The 19,403-nt window shown below is 36.0% G+C and carries 16 protein-coding genes and 2 pseudogenes; 5 read left to right on the forward strand and 13 right to left on the reverse strand.

Annotated elements, in window-relative coordinates:
- Positions 1-60 precede the first annotated feature (60 nt).
- From ACU5DF_RS04510 to ACU5DF_RS04525, 4 genes are all read right to left on the reverse strand, one after another.
- Positions 61-888: a CPBP family intramembrane glutamic endopeptidase gene (locus tag ACU5DF_RS04510; RefSeq protein WP_446711947.1), complete on the reverse strand. Its 828-nt coding sequence runs from the start codon at positions 886-888 to the stop codon at positions 61-63.
- A 137-nt stretch (positions 889-1,025) separates the two neighbouring features.
- A complete protein-coding gene (locus ACU5DF_RS04515) occupies positions 1,026-1,955 on the reverse strand; it encodes a Gfo/Idh/MocA family protein (RefSeq protein ID WP_446711948.1) in 930 nt (309 codons plus the stop codon).
- A 112-nt stretch (positions 1,956-2,067) separates the two neighbouring features.
- Complete coding sequence (locus ACU5DF_RS04520; protein ID WP_446711949.1) at positions 2,068-2,604, reverse strand: GNAT family N-acetyltransferase; 537 nt, start codon at positions 2,602-2,604, stop codon at positions 2,068-2,070.
- A 4-nt stretch (positions 2,605-2,608) separates the two neighbouring features.
- Complete coding sequence (locus tag ACU5DF_RS04525) at positions 2,609-3,787, reverse strand: MerR family transcriptional regulator (RefSeq protein WP_446711950.1); 1,179 nt, start codon at positions 3,785-3,787, stop codon at positions 2,609-2,611.
- Positions 3,788-3,921: 134 nt separating this feature from the next.
- Between ACU5DF_RS04525 and ACU5DF_RS04530 the strand changes: the two are divergent.
- The 3 genes and pseudogenes from ACU5DF_RS04530 to ACU5DF_RS04540 all read left to right on the forward strand — a co-directional run bounded on the left by ACU5DF_RS04530 (position 3,922) and on the right by ACU5DF_RS04540 (position 8,760).
- Positions 3,922-4,612, forward strand: a pseudogene (locus tag ACU5DF_RS04530) (DNA-3-methyladenine glycosylase I).
- 378 nt (positions 4,613-4,990) lie between these two features.
- A complete protein-coding gene (locus ACU5DF_RS04535) occupies positions 4,991-6,772 on the forward strand; it encodes a methyl-accepting chemotaxis protein (protein WP_446711951.1) in 1,782 nt (593 codons plus the stop codon).
- Between the two features lie 260 nt (positions 6,773-7,032).
- The gene (locus ACU5DF_RS04540) at positions 7,033-8,760 is read left to right on the forward strand and encodes a methyl-accepting chemotaxis protein (protein ID WP_446711952.1); all 1,728 of its coding nucleotides are present in this window, start codon (positions 7,033-7,035) and stop codon (positions 8,758-8,760) included.
- 69 nt (positions 8,761-8,829) lie between these two features.
- Here the strand turns inward: ACU5DF_RS04540 and ACU5DF_RS04545 are convergent, their stop codons facing one another.
- The 8 genes and pseudogenes from ACU5DF_RS04545 to ACU5DF_RS04580 all read right to left on the reverse strand — a co-directional run bounded on the left by ACU5DF_RS04545 (position 8,830) and on the right by ACU5DF_RS04580 (position 15,677).
- A complete protein-coding gene (locus ACU5DF_RS04545; protein WP_446711953.1) occupies positions 8,830-8,952 on the reverse strand; it encodes a hypothetical protein in 123 nt (40 codons plus the stop codon).
- Between the two features lie 452 nt (positions 8,953-9,404).
- Positions 9,405-9,839: a hypothetical protein gene (locus ACU5DF_RS04550; RefSeq protein ID WP_446711954.1), complete on the reverse strand. Its 435-nt coding sequence runs from the start codon at positions 9,837-9,839 to the stop codon at positions 9,405-9,407.
- A 13-nt stretch (positions 9,840-9,852) separates the two neighbouring features.
- A complete protein-coding gene (locus ACU5DF_RS04555) occupies positions 9,853-10,137 on the reverse strand; it encodes a hypothetical protein (RefSeq protein WP_446711955.1) in 285 nt (94 codons plus the stop codon).
- A 269-nt stretch (positions 10,138-10,406) separates the two neighbouring features.
- Positions 10,407-12,290 carry a methyl-accepting chemotaxis protein gene (locus tag ACU5DF_RS04560; RefSeq protein WP_446711956.1) on the reverse strand — a complete coding sequence of 628 codons (1,884 nt, stop codon included), beginning with the start codon at positions 12,288-12,290 and terminating at the stop codon, positions 10,407-10,409.
- A 220-nt stretch (positions 12,291-12,510) separates the two neighbouring features.
- Positions 12,511-12,687, reverse strand: a complete 177-nt coding sequence (locus tag ACU5DF_RS04565) for a nucleotidyl cyclase domain-containing protein (protein ID WP_446712478.1) — start codon at positions 12,685-12,687, stop codon at positions 12,511-12,513.
- Positions 12,662-13,012 (reverse strand): annotated as a pseudogene (locus ACU5DF_RS04570) (GGDEF domain-containing protein); the annotation flags it as partial. The gene ACU5DF_RS04565 and the pseudogene ACU5DF_RS04570, both read right to left, overlap by 26 nt.
- A gap of 12 nt (positions 13,013-13,024) precedes the next feature.
- Entirely contained in the window at positions 13,025-14,614 is a 1,590-nt protein-coding gene (locus ACU5DF_RS04575; protein WP_446711957.1) for a GAF domain-containing protein, read from the reverse strand.
- 100 nt (positions 14,615-14,714) lie between these two features.
- Positions 14,715-15,677 (reverse strand): DUF3187 family protein, encoded by a 963-nt coding sequence (locus ACU5DF_RS04580; RefSeq protein WP_446711958.1) that lies wholly within the window; start codon positions 15,675-15,677, stop codon positions 14,715-14,717.
- Positions 15,678-15,968: 291 nt separating this feature from the next.
- Between ACU5DF_RS04580 and ACU5DF_RS04585 the strand changes: the two genes are divergently transcribed.
- The gene (locus ACU5DF_RS04585) at positions 15,969-17,525 is read left to right on the forward strand and encodes a methyl-accepting chemotaxis protein (protein WP_446711959.1); all 1,557 of its coding nucleotides are present in this window, start codon (positions 15,969-15,971) and stop codon (positions 17,523-17,525) included.
- 93 nt (positions 17,526-17,618) lie between these two features.
- On the opposite strand, the gene ACU5DF_RS04590 is transcribed toward ACU5DF_RS04585, so the two are convergent.
- The gene (locus ACU5DF_RS04590) at positions 17,619-18,539 is read right to left on the reverse strand and encodes a LysR family transcriptional regulator (protein WP_446711960.1); all 921 of its coding nucleotides are present in this window, start codon (positions 18,537-18,539) and stop codon (positions 17,619-17,621) included.
- 142 nt (positions 18,540-18,681) lie between these two features.
- Here ACU5DF_RS04590 and ACU5DF_RS04595 point away from each other — a divergent pair, with 142 nt between their 5' ends.
- Positions 18,682-19,371: a type 1 glutamine amidotransferase domain-containing protein gene (locus tag ACU5DF_RS04595; RefSeq protein ID WP_182699162.1), complete on the forward strand. Its 690-nt coding sequence runs from the start codon at positions 18,682-18,684 to the stop codon at positions 19,369-19,371.
- The last annotated feature ends 32 nt before the right edge of the window (positions 19,372-19,403 follow it).

Consider the following 19,403-nt stretch of genomic DNA (forward strand, 5'->3'; position numbering starts at 1 on the left):
CTAATGACATTATAAATCATTAACTAATGCCTATCATACTGGTCTAAATGTAAGATGATATCAACGCATTAATGGGTAAGTAAAAAATATCAAATGGAAAAAATTAAACAAGAAGTGGAAGATAATCGCGACCCATAAACGATTGCTGTAATGAAACGCTAAACCATACCCAACACCTGCTAAGGTAGCAAAAGCAACGAGTAACCAACCACCGCCAATATGGGCTAAGCCAAACAATACACTTGCTACTGCTATACCTAAAACCCAACCAAAACGTTTCCCTAACTCTTGTTGAATAAAACCACGGAAAAAGGCCTCTTCTGCAACACAAGTCAGTAATAAGTTATTTAATGCAAATACCCACCACCAACTTGGGATTGTAAACTCTGGCTTTAATGCTCCTAATCCCCACGCAAGAGGCAGCAAAGCAAATAGGGGAACAGCAATAAGCATTAATGCTTGTTTGTTGAAGGTGTCTTTTTTACCTAATAGAACAGGATAAGCCAGTAATAATCCAAAAAATATAAGCGGCTTATCTAAATTCAAATACATCGTAAATGGAATACTTAACGGTCCAGAAACGACAGAATCTAAAACTTTAGCATTATTAAAACCGGGGATAAAATGTAGGAATAACGCAATCGACCAAATAAAAATAAAAGCATAAGCGCCATATTGCCACTTACGATCTAAACTTGGTGTTTTATAAGCAATGACTAAGCCAGCTATCACCCCAGCTAATCCTATAAAATTTAATCTCTGCTCTATAATTGCACCGATTAAACTTATTCCTAGTAAAATAAAGCTCGCTTTCATTTGTTGGACAAAAGCCAGAACAATAGCTAAAGCAAGTGATATCCAAATCCACATCGAAAAATCAAAGACCAAAATAACTCCTATAACACAACAATAAAAATTGATGGAAATAATACAGGGTAATAGACTTCATATAAAGACAAATGAATATCATTATCATCAATGTATTTAACGGTTAATATATGTTTATAGTTATCTTTTTCTTTATGCTACTTATACTTACCAAGGATCTTTTGATAAATGCGTTCTGCCAATTGGTGACTGGCAATATTACGATCTACCGTTGCAGTGACTAACTTTCCTTTCTCTACAACACTAATCCAATCTTGGATCATATGGTCAAACCCTTTACTGGTAAGCATTGGAGTCCAATCTTTAAGGGAAAGCTTTTGCTCAGTACTGTTATGCCAAATTTTACCTTCAACAAAAGAACCAAACTCGAAAGCTTGATTCTTATAACTTGCAGACACTCGCTCTGTCGTAATACCAAAATGACGATCCATTGAGGCATGCAGTAAAGTTTCTCCAACTTGCCATTGCACATCTAATCTTGCTAGTTGATTGTCTTGCATTTGATGGGTGATATACAGATCATCTATCGTTGCCTGAGCGTTTAAGTTGATACTGTCTAATGGATGGATAAAATCATCAAAAATAAAGGTTCGAAGATCACCCGGTAAAGCATGGCGGTGTTTTTCCCAACGCAGTGAGCGTAGCTTGCCAGCTTCACCATTTGCCAATTCTGGTAAGTATTGGTTATACAGCGGTATGTGACGGCGATTAAAACCAACATAAAGTGGTTGATTATACTTGGCAGCAATCGCGTAAAGTTGCTCAACCTCTTCTGCTGAATCAGCCAACGGCTTATCTACAAAGGTAGGTACTCCGTTTTTAAGAAAGAAGGAGGCGATGTCAAAATGCACGCGAGTGGCCGCATGGATCATTACCGCGTCGACTCTCATCGTTAATAGCTCTTGGTAATCTTCACAATATTGATCCACACGATACTTCTGTGCCAATTGTTTAAGTACCTCTGGATTACGAGTGCAAAAAACAGGCTGAACATTCTCAAGCTGCGTGATGATAGGCAGGTACGCTTTTTGAGCAATATCACCCAAGCCAATGATTCCAATTTTCATGCTGATCCTTGTTTAAACACGATAGATATACTGCAACGCTATCACAACTTTATCGGCCTGCCATCATTTATCAAATAAGAAAATTAACGCTAACGAATAACAAAAACTACAATCACCAAAGTTCAGGTTTATTAAACGCAGGAACGCATGATGAATCACCATCAATCCCTACTAACTCTTGACCATTTAAAGACTGTGCTAACCATCCATGAGGATAACTAAGTGTAAGTGGCGCTTTAAATTGCGCTTCTGTTATTGGTTGGAAAGCCACTTTTGAGTAAAAGCTTGGATCACCATAAGTAAACGCTAATTCGACACCCTCTTTTTTCATTTCTTGAAGGCCAAAATTAATCAGTTCCTGACCAAACCCTTTACCTTGATAATCAGTATGAACAGCAACAGGCGCAAGTAAGAAGACGCAAATATCGGCCTCAAATGTCAGCCTAGTGAATAAAATACTGCCTATGATTTTCTCGTTTTCTGTTGCGACAAATACATACAAGTCTTCAGCTTTAGTGGTTCCAATAAGATCTTCTACTAACTGACCAATTAACTCACCTTCTTTCTCTCCTTCTGAGTCAGAAAAAGTTTTGGTAAATAGTGTTTTAATCTCGTTTGTTTGTGTTGCTGTATATAAAGAATATTTCATTGTCTTATCCTATCTTTGAATTTTTTAATATAAACATTTGGTAATCATACTCACCGGCTCTTTGGTGAAAGATTGCGATTTCGCGCTCGATATCAGCCAACACAGAAGAACCATATAATTCTTCTTTTAGCTCGTTTAATCTTGCTTCTAATGGACGGTAATAAGCTTGCCAAGCTTCTTCACTGAGTGAGAAAGTATCAATCAATTCATAACCCGCATCTTCTGCCTGCTTGATGCGTATTTCTACCGTCGTCATATCTGAATATTCGTTTTGCCAAAACGCTAACGTCTCTTTATGTGGGTTATCTACACTCCACACGGCATCACTTAACACAAGAACTCCATCTTCTTTCAATAACGGTTTCCACGCTTTTAGTGCCGCTTCAACTCCCATGATATAAGCACTGCCCTCTGACCAAATAAGATCAAAACTTGCAGGCTCACAAGGCAGGCTTGTCATGTTGGCGCAAAGAGTAGAAATTCTATTATCCAGCCCTTTTGCTTTCATTTTTTGCATTAACGCGTCTAGGGCAAACTCTTCATTATCTACCGCTGTAATTGTCGCTTGAGTATTCTCCGCTAATATCTGAGTCGCGATACCTTGCCCGCAACCAATTTCCAGTATGGTATCAATTTGGTTCGGTACTATATTTAATGCTTTCAACCTGTCAGCTTTACTGCCTGGCCCCCACGTTTCTAACGCTTCAAATACCAAGTTAAAATCTTGCATATAACGATCGTGTTCATTCATATCTTTTGATAACCACTTTAGTCTCATGGCTTGTTTTTCATCAAACCCTTGTTTTATTAGCCATTCTAAATGTGCTGAAGGCGCTTGTTGTTCAATGGTTTGATGCCACTCTCTCATTGAATTCATACCAAGCATTGAGGATAGAAGCTCTCTCGCTTTTTGTTTCTTTGCGATTTCATCATCTAGTACATCTAATCTATGCAGCAACTTCTCTCTGTCTATTTTGGCTTCTAAACAAGCCTGACACTCTTTTAGTGATAAGCCTCCTGCTTGTAGTTGCTGCAATAACACTAGACGCTGAAGATCGTTTTCTGAATAGCTGCGATAGCCATTGGCTTGTCGCTTGGCTGAAATCAGGCCTAGCTTTTCGTAATACAACAGGGTTGAACGGCTTAACCCTACGTGCTGCGCTAACTCAGAAATACGATACATAAACTCTTTCCTCTTGGTTGATAACAAATACTATAAACTATGAAGCTTTAGACAGGTCAAGCATTCACTCTTTTTAATACAAAAATAGATTAATTTATGTTTCAATTCCTTATGCTTTTAAATCAGAGACAATCATGACTATTGAAAAATTTGAATCCATTTATCAACGAGCGGCGCAGCGTAAAGGTGGAGAAGCACAATTAGAACAGCTATTACATAAACCTTTATCTTCACAAGAATTAGCCGCCATTCCTGATGACCGTTGGCTAGCAGTATTTACTGAAAAAGTTTTTCAGTGTGGCATTTCATGGAATGTAGTTCGTAAAAAATGGCCTGAATTTGAAGAGGTGTTCTTCCAATTTCGCATTCAGCCTCTATTACTCCAACCAGATGAAACTTGGGAAGAGAAAGCCAAAGAACCCACGTATTATCCGTCATTTAACTAAAGTTATGACCATTCCTGCTAATGCACTGATGATCAATATGGCAAGCTTAAGGTATGGCTCATTTGGCAAGATGGTAGCAAATTGGCCTAGTGATGATATTACGGGTTTATGGGGGTATCTTAAAAAACACGGAAAGCGCTTAGGTGGTAATACGGGAGCTTATGCACTACGCCAAATGGGAGTCGATACCTTTATTTTATCTTCTGATGTTGAATGGTATTTACGTCATTGCGATATTATTGACAGTGGCCGAGATACAAAGCGAGCCCTTCAAGCTGCAACTCAGGCATTTAATCACTGGAAAACAGAGTCAGGACGATCGTTGTCTGAAATTAGCCAAATAATTGCTTATAGCTGTGGAGATAACCGCACAATTTAAACATACGCCCAGCCTAACTAACATTCAATTGCTTTCATTTTCATACCAAATTCAGAAGCAATACCTGATAAGTGGATATCCGGTTCTTTTTATTCCCTGATGAAAATAAAATACCACAAGGGAAAAAATAATAAGCCATCCACTTTATCTTCTAAGAACTGTATAAGTTATATAATTAAATCGAATGATAATTTATATTCTTATATTTATCAGAGCTCAATGAGTAAATTTCATAAAATAAACGCCTCCTTTTTCTTGTATAAAACAAATAATCACAATTGATAAGGTTATTTTTACAATGTCTTAATTATGATATTGATAGTTAAAATAGTTAGGTCTATGTTTATAAAACAGGTGATATTATGGACATATATAATTATGAAAATTAAACACATACTATATACTTTATGCCTTGTTGGTGTACTCGGTATGCTACTTATTCTTGGCTATGCCTATAAAACAGCTCAAGACGCAGATCACTTAAACCAAGCCCGACTTGAGCTAGCACAATTAGAAATTAACCTACTTAATATGCGCCGTAATGAAAAAGATTTTATGGCACGAATGAACCTTAAGTACCTTACTACTTTTGAAGAAAATTCAAAAAAATTCATAAATAATAGTCAAAAAATCTCTCTTATTTTTGATGAATTTGGCATCGTTCTTGAACGAAAAGAGGTGATTAAGAGTGAGTTAAAAGAGTATTTAAACGTCTTCAATAACTTAGTTAATGCCTATAAAGAGCTAGGGCTCTCAGAAAAAGATGGCTTATTAGGTAGTTATTTCCAAACACGAGAATCTTTATTTACTCAAGCCTTTCGACAACATGACGTAACACTCCTTGAAGGAATTGTTACTTTTGATAATGGTATAGTAAAAGGTAAGCTAATACCTACTAATGACTATAATGGTGAGCTATTTGCTCTAGCAACTAAAGCCAATGCTGTTATTCAACAAAAATCTAAATTAGGATTAAAGTATAATCAAGGACTAAAAGGCGAAGCTCGCTTACAATCTTCTAGAGTAGAAAAGAACTTTTCTCTGTTAGCCAAAGAACTAGACGAAAAAGTACAGGAACATCTTGATTATTTAGATTTCCAAAAATATCTTGTCTCAGGTTTTTTAATCTTATCATTAGTAGCCTTATCTGTGACATTATCTGCACGAGTTGTACGACGTATTTCAGAGCAATCAGATGTGTTCACTGAGATTACACAAACCAATAATATTGCTTTGCGTACTCAGCATATTGGGACTGATGAGATCAGCCATATCGGATCCAGCTTTAATTTGCTTTTAGATAAGATCCAACACTTGGTTGGTGATTCACAACACAAATCAGTGCAATTAGCCGATAGTGCATCTGAAATGAGAACTCAATTAGAAGGCGTCCTTAGAGATTTTGATATGCAGTCACAGCATACGATGATGATGGCAACTGCTGTTAATGAAATGAGCCTTACTGTCGCTGAAATAGCGAACAATACAGAAGCTGCGGCTACCAATGCCACCAAGTCTCACCATAATGCTACCGAAGGACAAAAAACGCTACAAGCTGCCTCTGGCGAAATTTCACTACTATCAACCACATTAGCATCTAGTCAAACTGACATATCTTATCTAAGTGAACTTGTTGGGCAAGTTGGCAGCGTTGTTGAAATGATTCAAAGCATCGCAGAACAAACAAACCTATTAGCATTAAATGCTGCAATTGAAGCTGCTCGTGCCGGTGAGCAAGGACGTGGTTTTGCAGTTGTTGCTGATGAGGTGCGCTCACTGGCAACTCGTACTCAATCGTCAACAGAAGAAATCCGAGCCATTATTGAATCAATTCAAACGCAAACAAATAAAGTCGTTACCAATATTGAACAATGCAGCACCCAAGGGGGAAATGCGGTAAATAAAGCGAGTGATGCCGAAGTTATCCTCAATCAGATTATTATTGATATGGCCACTATCTCTGACTCTTCGACTCAAATAGCCTCTGCAATTGAAGAACAAAATACGACAACCAATGAAGTAAGCCAAACCATTACAGAATTAAATGACTTAACTGAAAGCAATATTAGTTCAGCTCAAGCATGTCTTAGTGAGATCCAACAAGTGACGGAGCAAGCCGAAGAGATGAAAATCCAAGTGTCGCAATTTAAAACCCATTGATACCTAATTATAAATAACGCATTTAAAACATCGAACTTTTTCAAGTCCCTTGTTATTACCATTAATTTATTATTTAAAGCTCTTTATTATTAAGTATTTTTATAAAAGTAAGTATCTGTCCAATAAATTAACAGAACTTAATCAATATATTGATAAGTATATTTAAACTAAGTATCGTTTATCTAGTTAATATTATGGACAAAAAACAAATGAAAATTAAACATTTACTTTATTTACTATGCCTTATAGGCGTACTGGGAATGACTTTCACTCTCGGTTATGCCTATAAAATAACCAAAGATTCAGATCAGCTAAATCAAGCCCGCCTCAATTTAGCCCAATTAGAAACTAGCTTATTGAATATGCGTCGTAATGAAAAAGATTTTATGGCAAGAATGGACTTAAAGTACTTAGATAAATTTAAGAACAACTCACAAAAATTCATCGATATAAGCCAAGATATCTCTCAAATTTTTGATAATTTCGACATTAAATTGAATCGTAAAGAGGTTATAAGAAAGGAACTAGAAGAGTACCAATCTACCTTTTCAAACTTAGTTTCAGCTTACCAACAGTTAGGATTAACTCAACAAGATGGCTTGCAAGGAAGTTATTATAACCTTCGAAAATTATTATTTTCTCTAGCATTTAATCAGCATGATGTAAAGCTATTAGAAGGGATCCTACTTTTTGATGAAAGCATTATAAAAGGTACCACTATCCCTACTGATAACTATACCAATGAGCTTTATACTCTAGTCTCTTATGCGAATGCTATCATTCAACAAAAAAGTATTTTAGGGCTAAAGTATAATGAGGGGCTAAAAGGGGAAACTCGTCAACAGTCTTCAGAAGTAGAACAAAATTTTTCATTGCTTGCCCAAGAGTTAGCTGAAAAAGTAGATGAATATATTTCCTACTTAACATGGCAGAAATACATTGTCTCTACGATCTTAATGATTTCATTAATCGCACTCTCTTTCTCTTTATCACTTATTATTGTTCGCCGGATCTCTAAACAAGCAAATGTCATTAAAGAGATCACTGATACAAATAACATCGCCCTGCGTACAGAAAATATTGAAAATGATGAGATCAGCCAAATTGGCTTAAGCTTTAATCAATTACTAGATAACATTCAATCTCTCGTTGGTGATTCACAAGATAAATCAATTCAACTGGCAGGTAGTGCATCAGAAATACGTAGCCAACTAGAAGATGTACTACGTGATTTTGACCTGCAATCACAACATACTCTGATGATGGCAACAGCAGTGAATGAAATGAGTTTAACGGTTGCAGAAATTGCAAGTAATACAGAAGCAGCAGCTAGTAATGCCACACTATCGCATCAACATGCGACTGAAGGACAAGAAACACTTCGCGCTGCCTCTCAAGAGATTTCTAATTTATCAAATACATTGACCTTAAGCCAAGAAGATATTTCTCATTTAAATGGGTTAGTCGGTAAAGTCGGTAGTGTAGTTGAAATGATCCAAGGCATTGCAGAGCAAACAAACCTGCTAGCACTTAATGCTGCGATTGAAGCTGCTCGAGCAGGTGAACAAGGTCGTGGGTTTGCCGTGGTTGCAGATGAAGTCCGCTCCCTTGCAACTAGAACTCAAACGTCAACAGAAGAAATTCGTTCAATTATTGAATCTATTCAAACTCAAACAAGCAAAGTCGTCACTAATATTGAAAAATGTAGTGAACAAGGAGAAAACTCAGTAGTAAAAGCAAACAGCGCAGAAGAGAGCCTAAATAAAATTATTGCTGATATCGCAACAATTTCTGACTCTTCAACTCAAATTGCCTCTGCCATTGAAGAGCAGAATACGACTACCAATGAAGTTAGCCAGGCCATTACAGAACTTAATGATTTAACTGACAGTAATGTAGCTGCCGCACAAGCTTGCCTAACAGAACTACAAAATGTAGCAGAGCAAGCTGAAGATATGAAAGAACAAGTATCACAATTTAAAACTTAATAACATCTTTCATAAAATCAACAAACGCATAAGCATCACTCGTAAGTTTACGTTCCTTATGCGTTTGTTTTATTCTTTTTTTGTAAATTCAATAAAAATACCAACGGCCATTACCGCAATGATAATCATCACAGCATAACTAATCCAAATTACTAACTCAGTTAACGGATTTAGTCCTTCATGTATAAACATTCCGACCTCCTAAAAAACATCAATTTCCTGTACTTCATACTAAACAGAACATTGTAAACATAACGTGATTCCAGTCAAAATAATGACCTTCTAGAGGCTGACAAGCCAAAAAAACATCGCCTTTGTTACTGTTAATTTTAACAATTACATTAAAACTCAATCCACCTCTAAATGAGACTAATAAGCTCAAATATTGGTTTGAAAATATTCATTTCAATTCCATACTAAATATGAATCTTATAATAATAATGAGGGTTTATGAATAAATTAACTTGCCCATGCTGTCAGCAACATCAAGAATGGTTTTATAGTGAAGTACGTTGTGTTTGGCTTTGTATTTGCGGTGAAGTGATTTTTATCGCTTAATGCTTAATACCAATTCCACTAACTATCTGATTGGTATATGCCTATACAGCCACACATTGAGAGTGCGCTGTATAGGCATAGATTCATTATTTTCTATGTTTTTTCGCTTGCACAAAAACGCTAAGCAACGCGTCAAATGTTGAACGTTGTATGCTTTTTCCTATAGTGCCTTTATTTCCACTAACGTGTTCTAATTCTAATGTGTAACCTTTGCGAGACAGGTAACCTACCACACTAAAAAAAATGAAAACGAGTGAAGTAATACCTTCAACTAAATAAGAAGGTATATTCCCATCACCACTCAATGCATCAAGCACTGGAAGTACTAAAAACCAGCTTATGGTATAAAACATAATGACGCTAAATACTCCTAGCCCCATACTATATTTAATGCGATCAGTCTTACTCCACTCAATAATATTTAAACTGGCTATATTGTCCAATTTCTCTTGATAACCTTGATAATGAAATGTCTCTTCTGTCAGAGTATATTCTTTAGATGTAAATAATACCTTATCCATCAAATTATCCTTTTTATGCTTTTTTCTTGAAGATCATTTTATAAATCGACTGAATAAATACAGCAAAGCCATAGCTAGCATCTGATTTACCATACTCATCAACAGCATAAATAAAATTGGATTTAAATTGATCTACAGCTTCTTCGGGATTATCTGCGTAGATAACATCATCTTCGACTTCAAAGCCTTGCTTTAAAATCGCGGATTTCTCTTGTAAAAACGAGGTTGATGCCATATCAAGAAAGGTATATTGCTTGCGATCACTATTAGGGATGCAAAAAAATTGGTATTTCGCCATATTGATTTCCTCTATTAAATAAAACGTCTCAAAAATGATTAAAAATTGGATGCGATATTTTATTACTAGAGGTAAGAGGCTTTATAAAACCTATGAATAAATCTATTTGTTTTTCATGAATCCATCAATGCTTTAAGTGAAAAGCTATGATTGAGATCACATTAGTGATAACAATTAGATACAAAAACACCTCTTTATCATCTTATATCTAACAAAAGTATAAGTAACAAAGAGGTGTTGGTTATATAGTAAGTTCTACTTGAGTATTTCTAGTATTTAAATAAGTTTACGTGAGTATTTAACTGAGTAGCGATTTCACGTAATTCCTCTGACAATTGTTGTGAATTACTCGCTTCATTTGACATCTGATCCGAGACATCACTTGCTGATTGAATGTTTTCACTGACTTCATCAGTTACTGTTCTCTGCTCTGCCGCCGCATTTGAAATTTGCATTGCCATGTCAGATATTTGCTGGATAGAGATTGAAATCTCTTCTAACGCAGTTGTCGCATTGTTAGCATCATCAACACTTGATTGAGCAAACTTCTTACTCTCATCCATGCTATGAACCGCACTGTTAGTATTGCGCTGTAGCGTTTCGATCATATTACGGATTTCATCTGTTGAGCTGTGCGTGCGTTGAGAAAGTACACGTACCTCATCAGCAACTACCGCAAAGCCTCGCCCTTGTTCACCTGCTCGTGCAGCCTCAATCGCTGCATTTAAAGCAAGTAAGTTAGTTTGCTCAGCAATATCACGAATAGTAGAGAGAATCATATTAATCTGCTGTGCGTTGTTTTCAAGCTCTTGAATGATACCTGAAGCATTATCAACTTGGTTTGCTAAATTGGTGATCGACTCCTGATTACGGATAATAACTTGCTTACCTTGCTCACAGTTCTCAGTAGAGCTAATTGCAGACTCTGCTGTTAGTTGAGCATTATTCGCAACTTCTTGTGCTGTTGCTGACATCTCATGAACTGCTGCTGCAATCTGAGTAATCTCATTTACTTGAATAGTTAAACCTTCACTGGTTTTACAAGCGACTTGAGTACTCACTTTAGATTGAGAATTTAGTTCTGATGACGATGCCGCAATGTCTTTAATAATGCTGTGTAATTTTTCAATAAACGCATTAACGTGACAAGCTAACTGGCCAATTTCATCAGTAGAATTAACTGCAATACGTTGGGTTAGGTCTCCCTCTCCTTTTGAAAGGTCTTCCATTGCTTTACTTAGAATATTTAATGGTGCTAATGCCTTTTTGATTAAGAACATAGCTAACCCTGCAATAATTACTAGCTGCAATAACACCATAAATGCAGAGTCTCGTACAACACTACGAACAGAAGTAAACGCAAGATCTTTATCAACCACAGCAATAAAGAACCAACCTGAGCGTTCTTCTTTTGCTGCTGTTATAAAGGCTTCTTTACCATTCACAATGCCTTCTGATTGCTCATGACGTTGAGCTAGTTGTTGAATCTTTGCAATATTAAAATCATCCCCTAATACAGAGACTGATTTTTGCAGCATATTACGATCTTGATGGGCAACAAATTTACCTTCACTATCAATTAAATATGCAGAAACACCATCTTGATTTATTGACAATATATCATCAATAATTGATTGAATGCTGATATCTGCACCAATTACACCAGAATATCCATTCGTATTAAATGCATCTGCAATTGTAACAACAAGATTACCCGTTCCTGCATCAACATAAGGGCTAGTTACTATTGCTTGGGAGCTGCTTTTTGCTTTGATATACCAATCACGAACTCGTGGATCATAACCATTAGGCACTGGTAGTTTTTTACTTTGATAAAATTCACCTGTCGATAATCCTGCGTAGGTGATATCAAATTTACCTGAATGCTCAGATTGAGAGAAATAGCTAACTGGCTCTGCTGAATAGTTAAAAGCTTGTTCGGTAGCTTGTAGTATTTGTACCTTCCCATCAATCCACTTTTCAACCCCCGATACACTTGATTTAGTAATCGCTGCTGAAAATTGGTTAACAGAACGGTAAGTTTCTTCCATTAACTGCTTACCTGTCATGTAAGTTTGAAGTGATGCCATGACCGATATGACAGCCACAAACATAATAGTCAGTTTATTTTTTATTGAAATATTTTTGTGCATGAGTAATCCAGTTATAATTTCTATTTACACTTCTTTTTATGACTATTTTCAGACTAAAAGTAAGTGTTCTATTAACAGCAAAATATAACAGAATATGATACTACTTAATTGGAACATATAGAATGGTATTTTGGAAATGATTTTAAAGATGCTATAAAATTACAATACTCGTCAAAATAATGAATTTACAACTTGAATTATATAAAAACCTTAATACTACTTACGAGCGATTGATAAATAAGCCATTTCGCCCTTTGTTTTTTATAGAATAAAGGGCTTCATCTGCTTTATGAATCAATTCATTTATACTTAAACCCATCATTTCACAAGGAAAAAATTGATACCCTCCTATAGATAATGTAATTACATCACTACATAGCGATCCTTTGTGGGCTATTTCTTGTTCCTGAACATGGAGATCGGAGTTGAATAAATAGCTCTACAAGTTTCATATGTTCTTCTCCATGAATAAGCACTAAAAACTCATCACCACCGTATCGAAATACTTTATGAGTATCTAAATAGAAATGAGATTTCAGCAATGCTGAAAAGCGAACTAAGATCTCATCTCCTTTAATGTGACCATATAAGTCATTAAATTGTTTATAATAATCAATATCAATCAATAGAATAGTAAGATTCTCAGATGAAGAGCTCCACTCTTTAATCGATGAAAATAACGACTTTCGATTCAATAATCCCGTCAATGGGTCAATATTAGCTAAACGATTTAGCTATTTTTTCTGCTCAATCAACTGTTGCTTCTGTTGTTTGTTTCTAATGTCTATTGCTAAATAGGAAGCAAGCTGCTTTACAAGAGAAAATTGATATCCTTGATAGGCATGATGTTTAAAAGTTTGAATCGAGAAAATACCAATGACCTCTCCTTCTAAAATCAGCGGTAACATCATAATAGATGGGTAAGATTCATCTGTATTTCCAACAAACGCTTGCTCCGTATGCTGCCCAAGCAGATCAATCAGTAGCTGAGAAGAAAAATCACCATGCAAAAATGGCTTTTTCTGCTGAATACAATATGAACTCAAGGTTATTTCATTATTACAATCAATGACAAATGGCTCCAGAGGTACGCCAAGATCAAGGAAATGGTCATAATGTAGTTGAGCTGTCTGGTTATCATATAAGCCTATGGATAGACAGTCTAATGGCATTACTTGTTTTAAATCATCATACAATTTAAAAGTTATTTCATCTAAGCTACTATGACTATTTAGGTACTCACCAAAAGAAGTCACTAATTCTAGGTTCTGCTCTAAGGATTTTGCATTTTCTAATTCAGGCCGCTCTGAATGCAATCGATATAACTCAGTAATTGAGCCTTGGTTATTGTTTGAGTGCAATTCAAGCGCACGACTTTGTAATTCATACGCTTGTTTCATCAGAATAACTTGCTGCTCTGTAGCTGCATATTTATCGCTTAAGTACATTAGTGTATCAGAAAAGTAGCTGATGCTTGATGGCGTGCCATAGTCTTTAATTAACAATAGAGCATCACTAACATACCCTATAACCTTATCATCTAAACCATACTTTATCGCACAAACACAATATTCTTTTAATGCATCTAATTGATAAAAATAGTCATTAAGTTCAATACTTAACTCAATTGCTTTATCAAAACTTGCTAGTGCTAACTTAGGCTCTTCTTGGAGATCATAGAATGAACCTTTAGAGTTATATAAAAAGAAACCTCCAAGAGTGCTTGGCTTATTCTTTAACTCATTCTCCATCTTACAATACAGCTCAGCAGCTTCTTCAAATTTCCCCACTAATGCGTTTGCATAGGCGTAGTTGGTTAAAAAAGGTGAACTCGATAGTACGGTATTATCCGTTATGTAATCACGTGCTAAGGTAAAATAGGCATAAGCTTGTTCGTGATCATTCGATAAAAGAAATACAATACCTATATTATTATAAGTACGAAAGATAATCTCTTCTTGTCTAGCGTAGTTTTTGATCTTTAGTGTTTTTGTCAATGAAGAAACTGCATCAGAAAATTGACTTAAGCGTATAAATACCACTCCCATACCATATTCAATATAATAACGGAGGTATCTTAATTGGTTATGCTTATTTAAATGACTTAAACTTTTTGAAAAAAACTCTAACGCCTCTTCATATCTTGACTCTTTTAACTTAATGTAGCCATACAAAAAGAACTTATAAGAGACAGGTACAGTAAGATTATCCTTTTTCGCTCTTTCTTCAATGAGCTTGACTGCATAATGAATATCACTACTAGTGGCAGCACTAATGACAACAACAAGCTGTTGTTCTAGAAATGAGTTAAAGCGTCTAGGCATAAAGAGTTCTTTAAATGAAATTTTATTGTATAGCAGCTTATATAAAATAAACACTGCCGTCGATAACTCTTTTTGATAAAATCGTCTAAAATTACGTCATTTAAAGCTGATAACGTAAACCAATAGTAAATCCAATATCTAAGCTATTATCCATGTTGATGTAATTTTCTATCATGGCAAGTTCAAGTGCCGCTTTCTCCATTAAATAACGGTAACCAAGCGTAAATTCGTAACTCAAATCACTAAATTGATCACTCGTTACTCCCTCATTTAATGCTCCTTCAAAAATGGAAGTCTCAACGATTAGACGATGATTCTTAGCAAGTGCATAATTATAGCCCGCTCCGAACATCCACCGAGTTTTACGGTAATCTTTTACATCAGTAAGAAAAGGCTCTTCATTAAAAGAGATACCTAATGAGGTATAAAATTGCTGCATACTATCCGCATAACCATAATTTAACTGGATTGCTTGTTCAAACACTTGCCGCTCAAACTCTCCTTCGTTCACCGAGTTATAATACAATGAAGCACCAATGGTTAAACTAGAGTGAGACCAAGCTAGCATCTGATAATCAGTATACAGGGTAATTGCTTGGCTTAAGGTTTCTCCTTCAAAGTCCTCAATATCACCATAAGGGGTATGGATATTAAACTCATCATATTCGACTTCATCACGGCCATTTTGTCCGATCCCAAATAGCTCATGAAAACCATAAGTTATAGGATCTAAATTATTATCGCTTGCATTTATTCCTTGATATTTTAGCTCTACATTTAAACGTGGATTAACTTGAAAAAGCCCACCGACTGTTGCTTGGTTTTGATAATAATCCATTTTATAGTTTGAACTTTCAATCCATGCACTACCGCTATTAAGGCTGGCAAAAAATTCAGTATTTCCACTGTATAAACCAGAACGTAATTTAGGTGTCAGGCTATTTGCTTGAAAAGGCGACTGGGCATTTACTTGCAGAGCACCAAAAGGATCGTTTGCTACGGCATAGAGCGGCATAGACCCTATAATCAAAAATGTGCTTAATTGTCTTATCGTTCGATTCATACTTTTACCTAAAGATCATACGTTTCTACTTACTTTATAGCATATTTAAAGCATGTGTTTTACAAAATATATATATAACACTGGTAACATTCTCATTTTGAAAAGATAAAAACAAAATATAAAAAAATCACACTGTAAATCATAAGTGAAAGTAATAATTAGAGCATAATTAATAAAACTTTATAAACTAATGATGTAAGTCAATCATTCAAATTATCAGTAATGATAGGTTCTCGCGTAACATTTTCTTACATTTAAGAAAGAAACTCACCTTTATTAAAAGATATATACATGAATACACCACAATCTAACAATAAAGAAGTTCTATTTCCTAAAGAATATAACTTACTCTCCATTACTTCTCCTTCAAGCTATATCACTTATGCAAGTAAAGAGTTTTGCGAAATCTCTGGATTTAATTCCAATGAATTGCTTTCTCAACCACATAATATTGTCCGCCATCAAGATATGCCAAGTGATGCATTTAAAAATATGTGGTCCCACTTACAAGATAAGAAATCTTGGATGGGGCTAGTAAAAAATCGTTGTAAGAATGGTAATTATTATTGGGTCGATGCCTTTGTGTCACCTATCATTAACGATAATAAAATCAAAGAATATCAATCTGTTCGTTTATGCCCGTCTCGTGAACACGTTAAAAATGCTGAGAACGTATATAAGCAAATAAAAAATGGGAAAAAACCATTAAAATTATCACTTCCAAGAACTCGTTTATGGCAACGTTTTATGTTAACCCTGCTTCCTACCTTTACTGTATCTGCAATAGTTAATCAGTTTTCACCATTACTTAGTTTAATCGCTATGTCAGGTCTATCTCTTATCAGTATTTTTGTTTTAACACGCCGTTTAGAAGCGTTATCAAAAAAAGCTAGAGACATATTTGATAATCCATTAATGGAGCTTGTTTATACCAATAATGTCGATGACCTAGCAGAAATCGAACTTGCTTTTAAAATGCGTCAATCTGAAATTAACGCCGTGGTGGGACGTATTCAAGACTCCAATAAAGAGATTGAATCCTTAGCGACCTCTTCTACTAATAATTGCCAAAATACAGTCAATAATATCAGTATTCAAAGTAAAGAAACTATTGAAGTCGCTAACGCAATACAAGAAATGAATGCCTCTGTCAGTGATATTGCAGCCAGCGTCCAAGCCACAGCATCAGTAACTGAAGAGGCCCATAAAATCACTTCAGAAGGAATGCTTGCAGTTACTGAGACCGTTACCTCTATTGAAGAATTGTCTGTGAAATTAACCAATGCTTCAGAGGTAATTAGTACTCTAGAAGAGCACGGGAATACAATTGGATCTGTACTAACCGTTATTCAATCTCTTGCAGAGCAAACAAATTTGCTAGCATTAAATGCGGCGATTGAAGCTGCTAGAGCTGGTGAACAAGGAAGAGGATTTGCTGTCGTTGCTGATGAGGTTAGAAATTTGGCTCAACGAAGCCAAGGCTCAACAAAAGAAATTCAAGAGATAATTTCATTAATCCAAGTAAGCACTCAAGATGCCGTTAGAGCCATGAATGATGGAAAAGAGTTATCAGAGGTATGCGTTAAGAACTCAAATCAATCAGGAAATAAACTGCGGGAATCATTAGATCAAGTCACTAATATTTCAGCGCAAAACACCCAGATTTCTGTTGCAGTAGAACAAATGGTAAAAGTAGCAGACGAGATGAATATCAATATTCAATTAATTAATAATGTCTGTTTAGAAACAAATAGTATTGCAAATGGAACAATGGAGCAATGCCAAACACTTTCAAAAACTATTCACTCTCAAGGTGATTTAGTATCTCAATTCAGGACGTTAAACTAAAGTAAGAGCCTCTACACAAAATCCGTTCATCATCATAACAATGATAAACGGATTGCTCTGCTGCGTATTTACAATTAAGGGACATGTGAAATATTACCCCAACAACATTGAACTTCTAGGGTGTGTACTATCAAAATATTGAATTAAGAAATCCAACAATAAACGCACTTTTTTAGAATCCGTAGCCCCCGGTGGATATACGCCATACACATCAATATCTGCCAGTTCATAATCATCTAACACCGTTTGTAGAGTACCCTCTTTAATTTTAGGCATCGCATCATACACGGGGATCCGTCCTAAGCCATGTCCACCTTCAACAAAAGCGGTTCGTGCTGCGGCATTATTAGTTGTAATGTCACCACTCATTTTAATGCGATACGATCTTGTCCCTTTCGTCAGATCTAGCGTTGGCGTTCCTAATTTATACATGACCCAATTGTGCTGTTCTAATTCAGCAGGAGTAAACGGTTTACCACAGCGAGTTAAATAACTTGGGGACGCACATAAGCAAGTAGGTAAAGAAGAGAGCTTACGTGCTTTTAAGCCAGAATCAGGCAATGCAGCTCCTCGAATCGCCAAATCAATGCCTTCTTGAATGATATTAACCACCTCATCAGACAACATGATATCTAACTCAATCTTAGGAAATTGGGTTTTAAACACGTTCAATGCAGGTACAATTACTTGCAATCCCATGTTCACCGGACAGGTAATTTTTAATACCCCTTCAGGCTCATTTTTATAGTTTTCCATTTTCTGATTCGCAAATTGCGCTTGATCTGAGATCAACCGACAGCTGCTGTAAAATTCAATTCCCGCATCAGTGAGTGACAAACTTCGCGTCGAGCGATTGATTAATGTCACTCCTAAGTTCGTTTCTAATTTCTTAATGTGATAACTGACCACCGTACGTGATAATTCCAACTGTTTTGCTGCCGCACTAAAGCTGCCCTGATCCACCACATGCGTGAATACCACCATGCTTTTTAGTTGTTCAAACGACAATTTCATTGTTATCTCACTTTATTAGTCGAATTATTGAATCAATGTAATCAAATTAATCTGCATTGTCTAACTGGGGTTTACACTCTATATTTTATCCATGCCTTGATTCATCTCTTCAAGGATCACTAATAATTAAAGGAATAGAATAATGACTACACCTAAAAAACGAATTTTAATGGTTCTTACTTCACATTCTGATCTTGGAAATACTGGCGAGAAAACAGGATTTTGGATTGAAGAGTTTGCGGCACCTTATTACGTATTTCTTGATGCAGGCATTGACATCACACTAGCCTCTCCGCTAGGTGGACAACCGCCTATCGATCCAAACAGTGAATTAGAAAATTTTCAAACGGACGCCACTCGTCGTTTTGATAATGATGAATCAGCACAACAGACGTTAGCAAGCACTCACACGCTAAGCGACATCAAGGCTGACGATTATGATGCTGTATTCTACCCAGGTGGTCACGGGCCATTATGGGATCTGGTTGATGATAAAAACTCAATCGCTCTTATTGAAACGCTATTAAATAGCAATAAACCCGTTGCTGCTGTCTGTCACGCCGGTGCGGTATTATTGAATGCAAAAGACACCGCAGGTCAATCAATAGTAAAAGATAAAGCAGTAACAGGGTTCAGTAACACAGAAGAAGCAGCCGTTGCCTTAACTGACATCGTGCCGTTCTTATTAGAAGATGAGCTTAAGAAACAAGGCGGTGACTATCAAAAAGTCAGTGATTGGGCACCCTTTGTTATTCAAGATGGCCTTATCATTACAGGACAAAACCCAGCAAGTTCTGAAAGCACGGCTGAAAAGTTGTTACTTGCTCTATAGAGTCCAATAATTACCACGATTAAAAAAGATAG

It is taken from the genome of Aliivibrio wodanis (genome assembly GCF_052920805.1).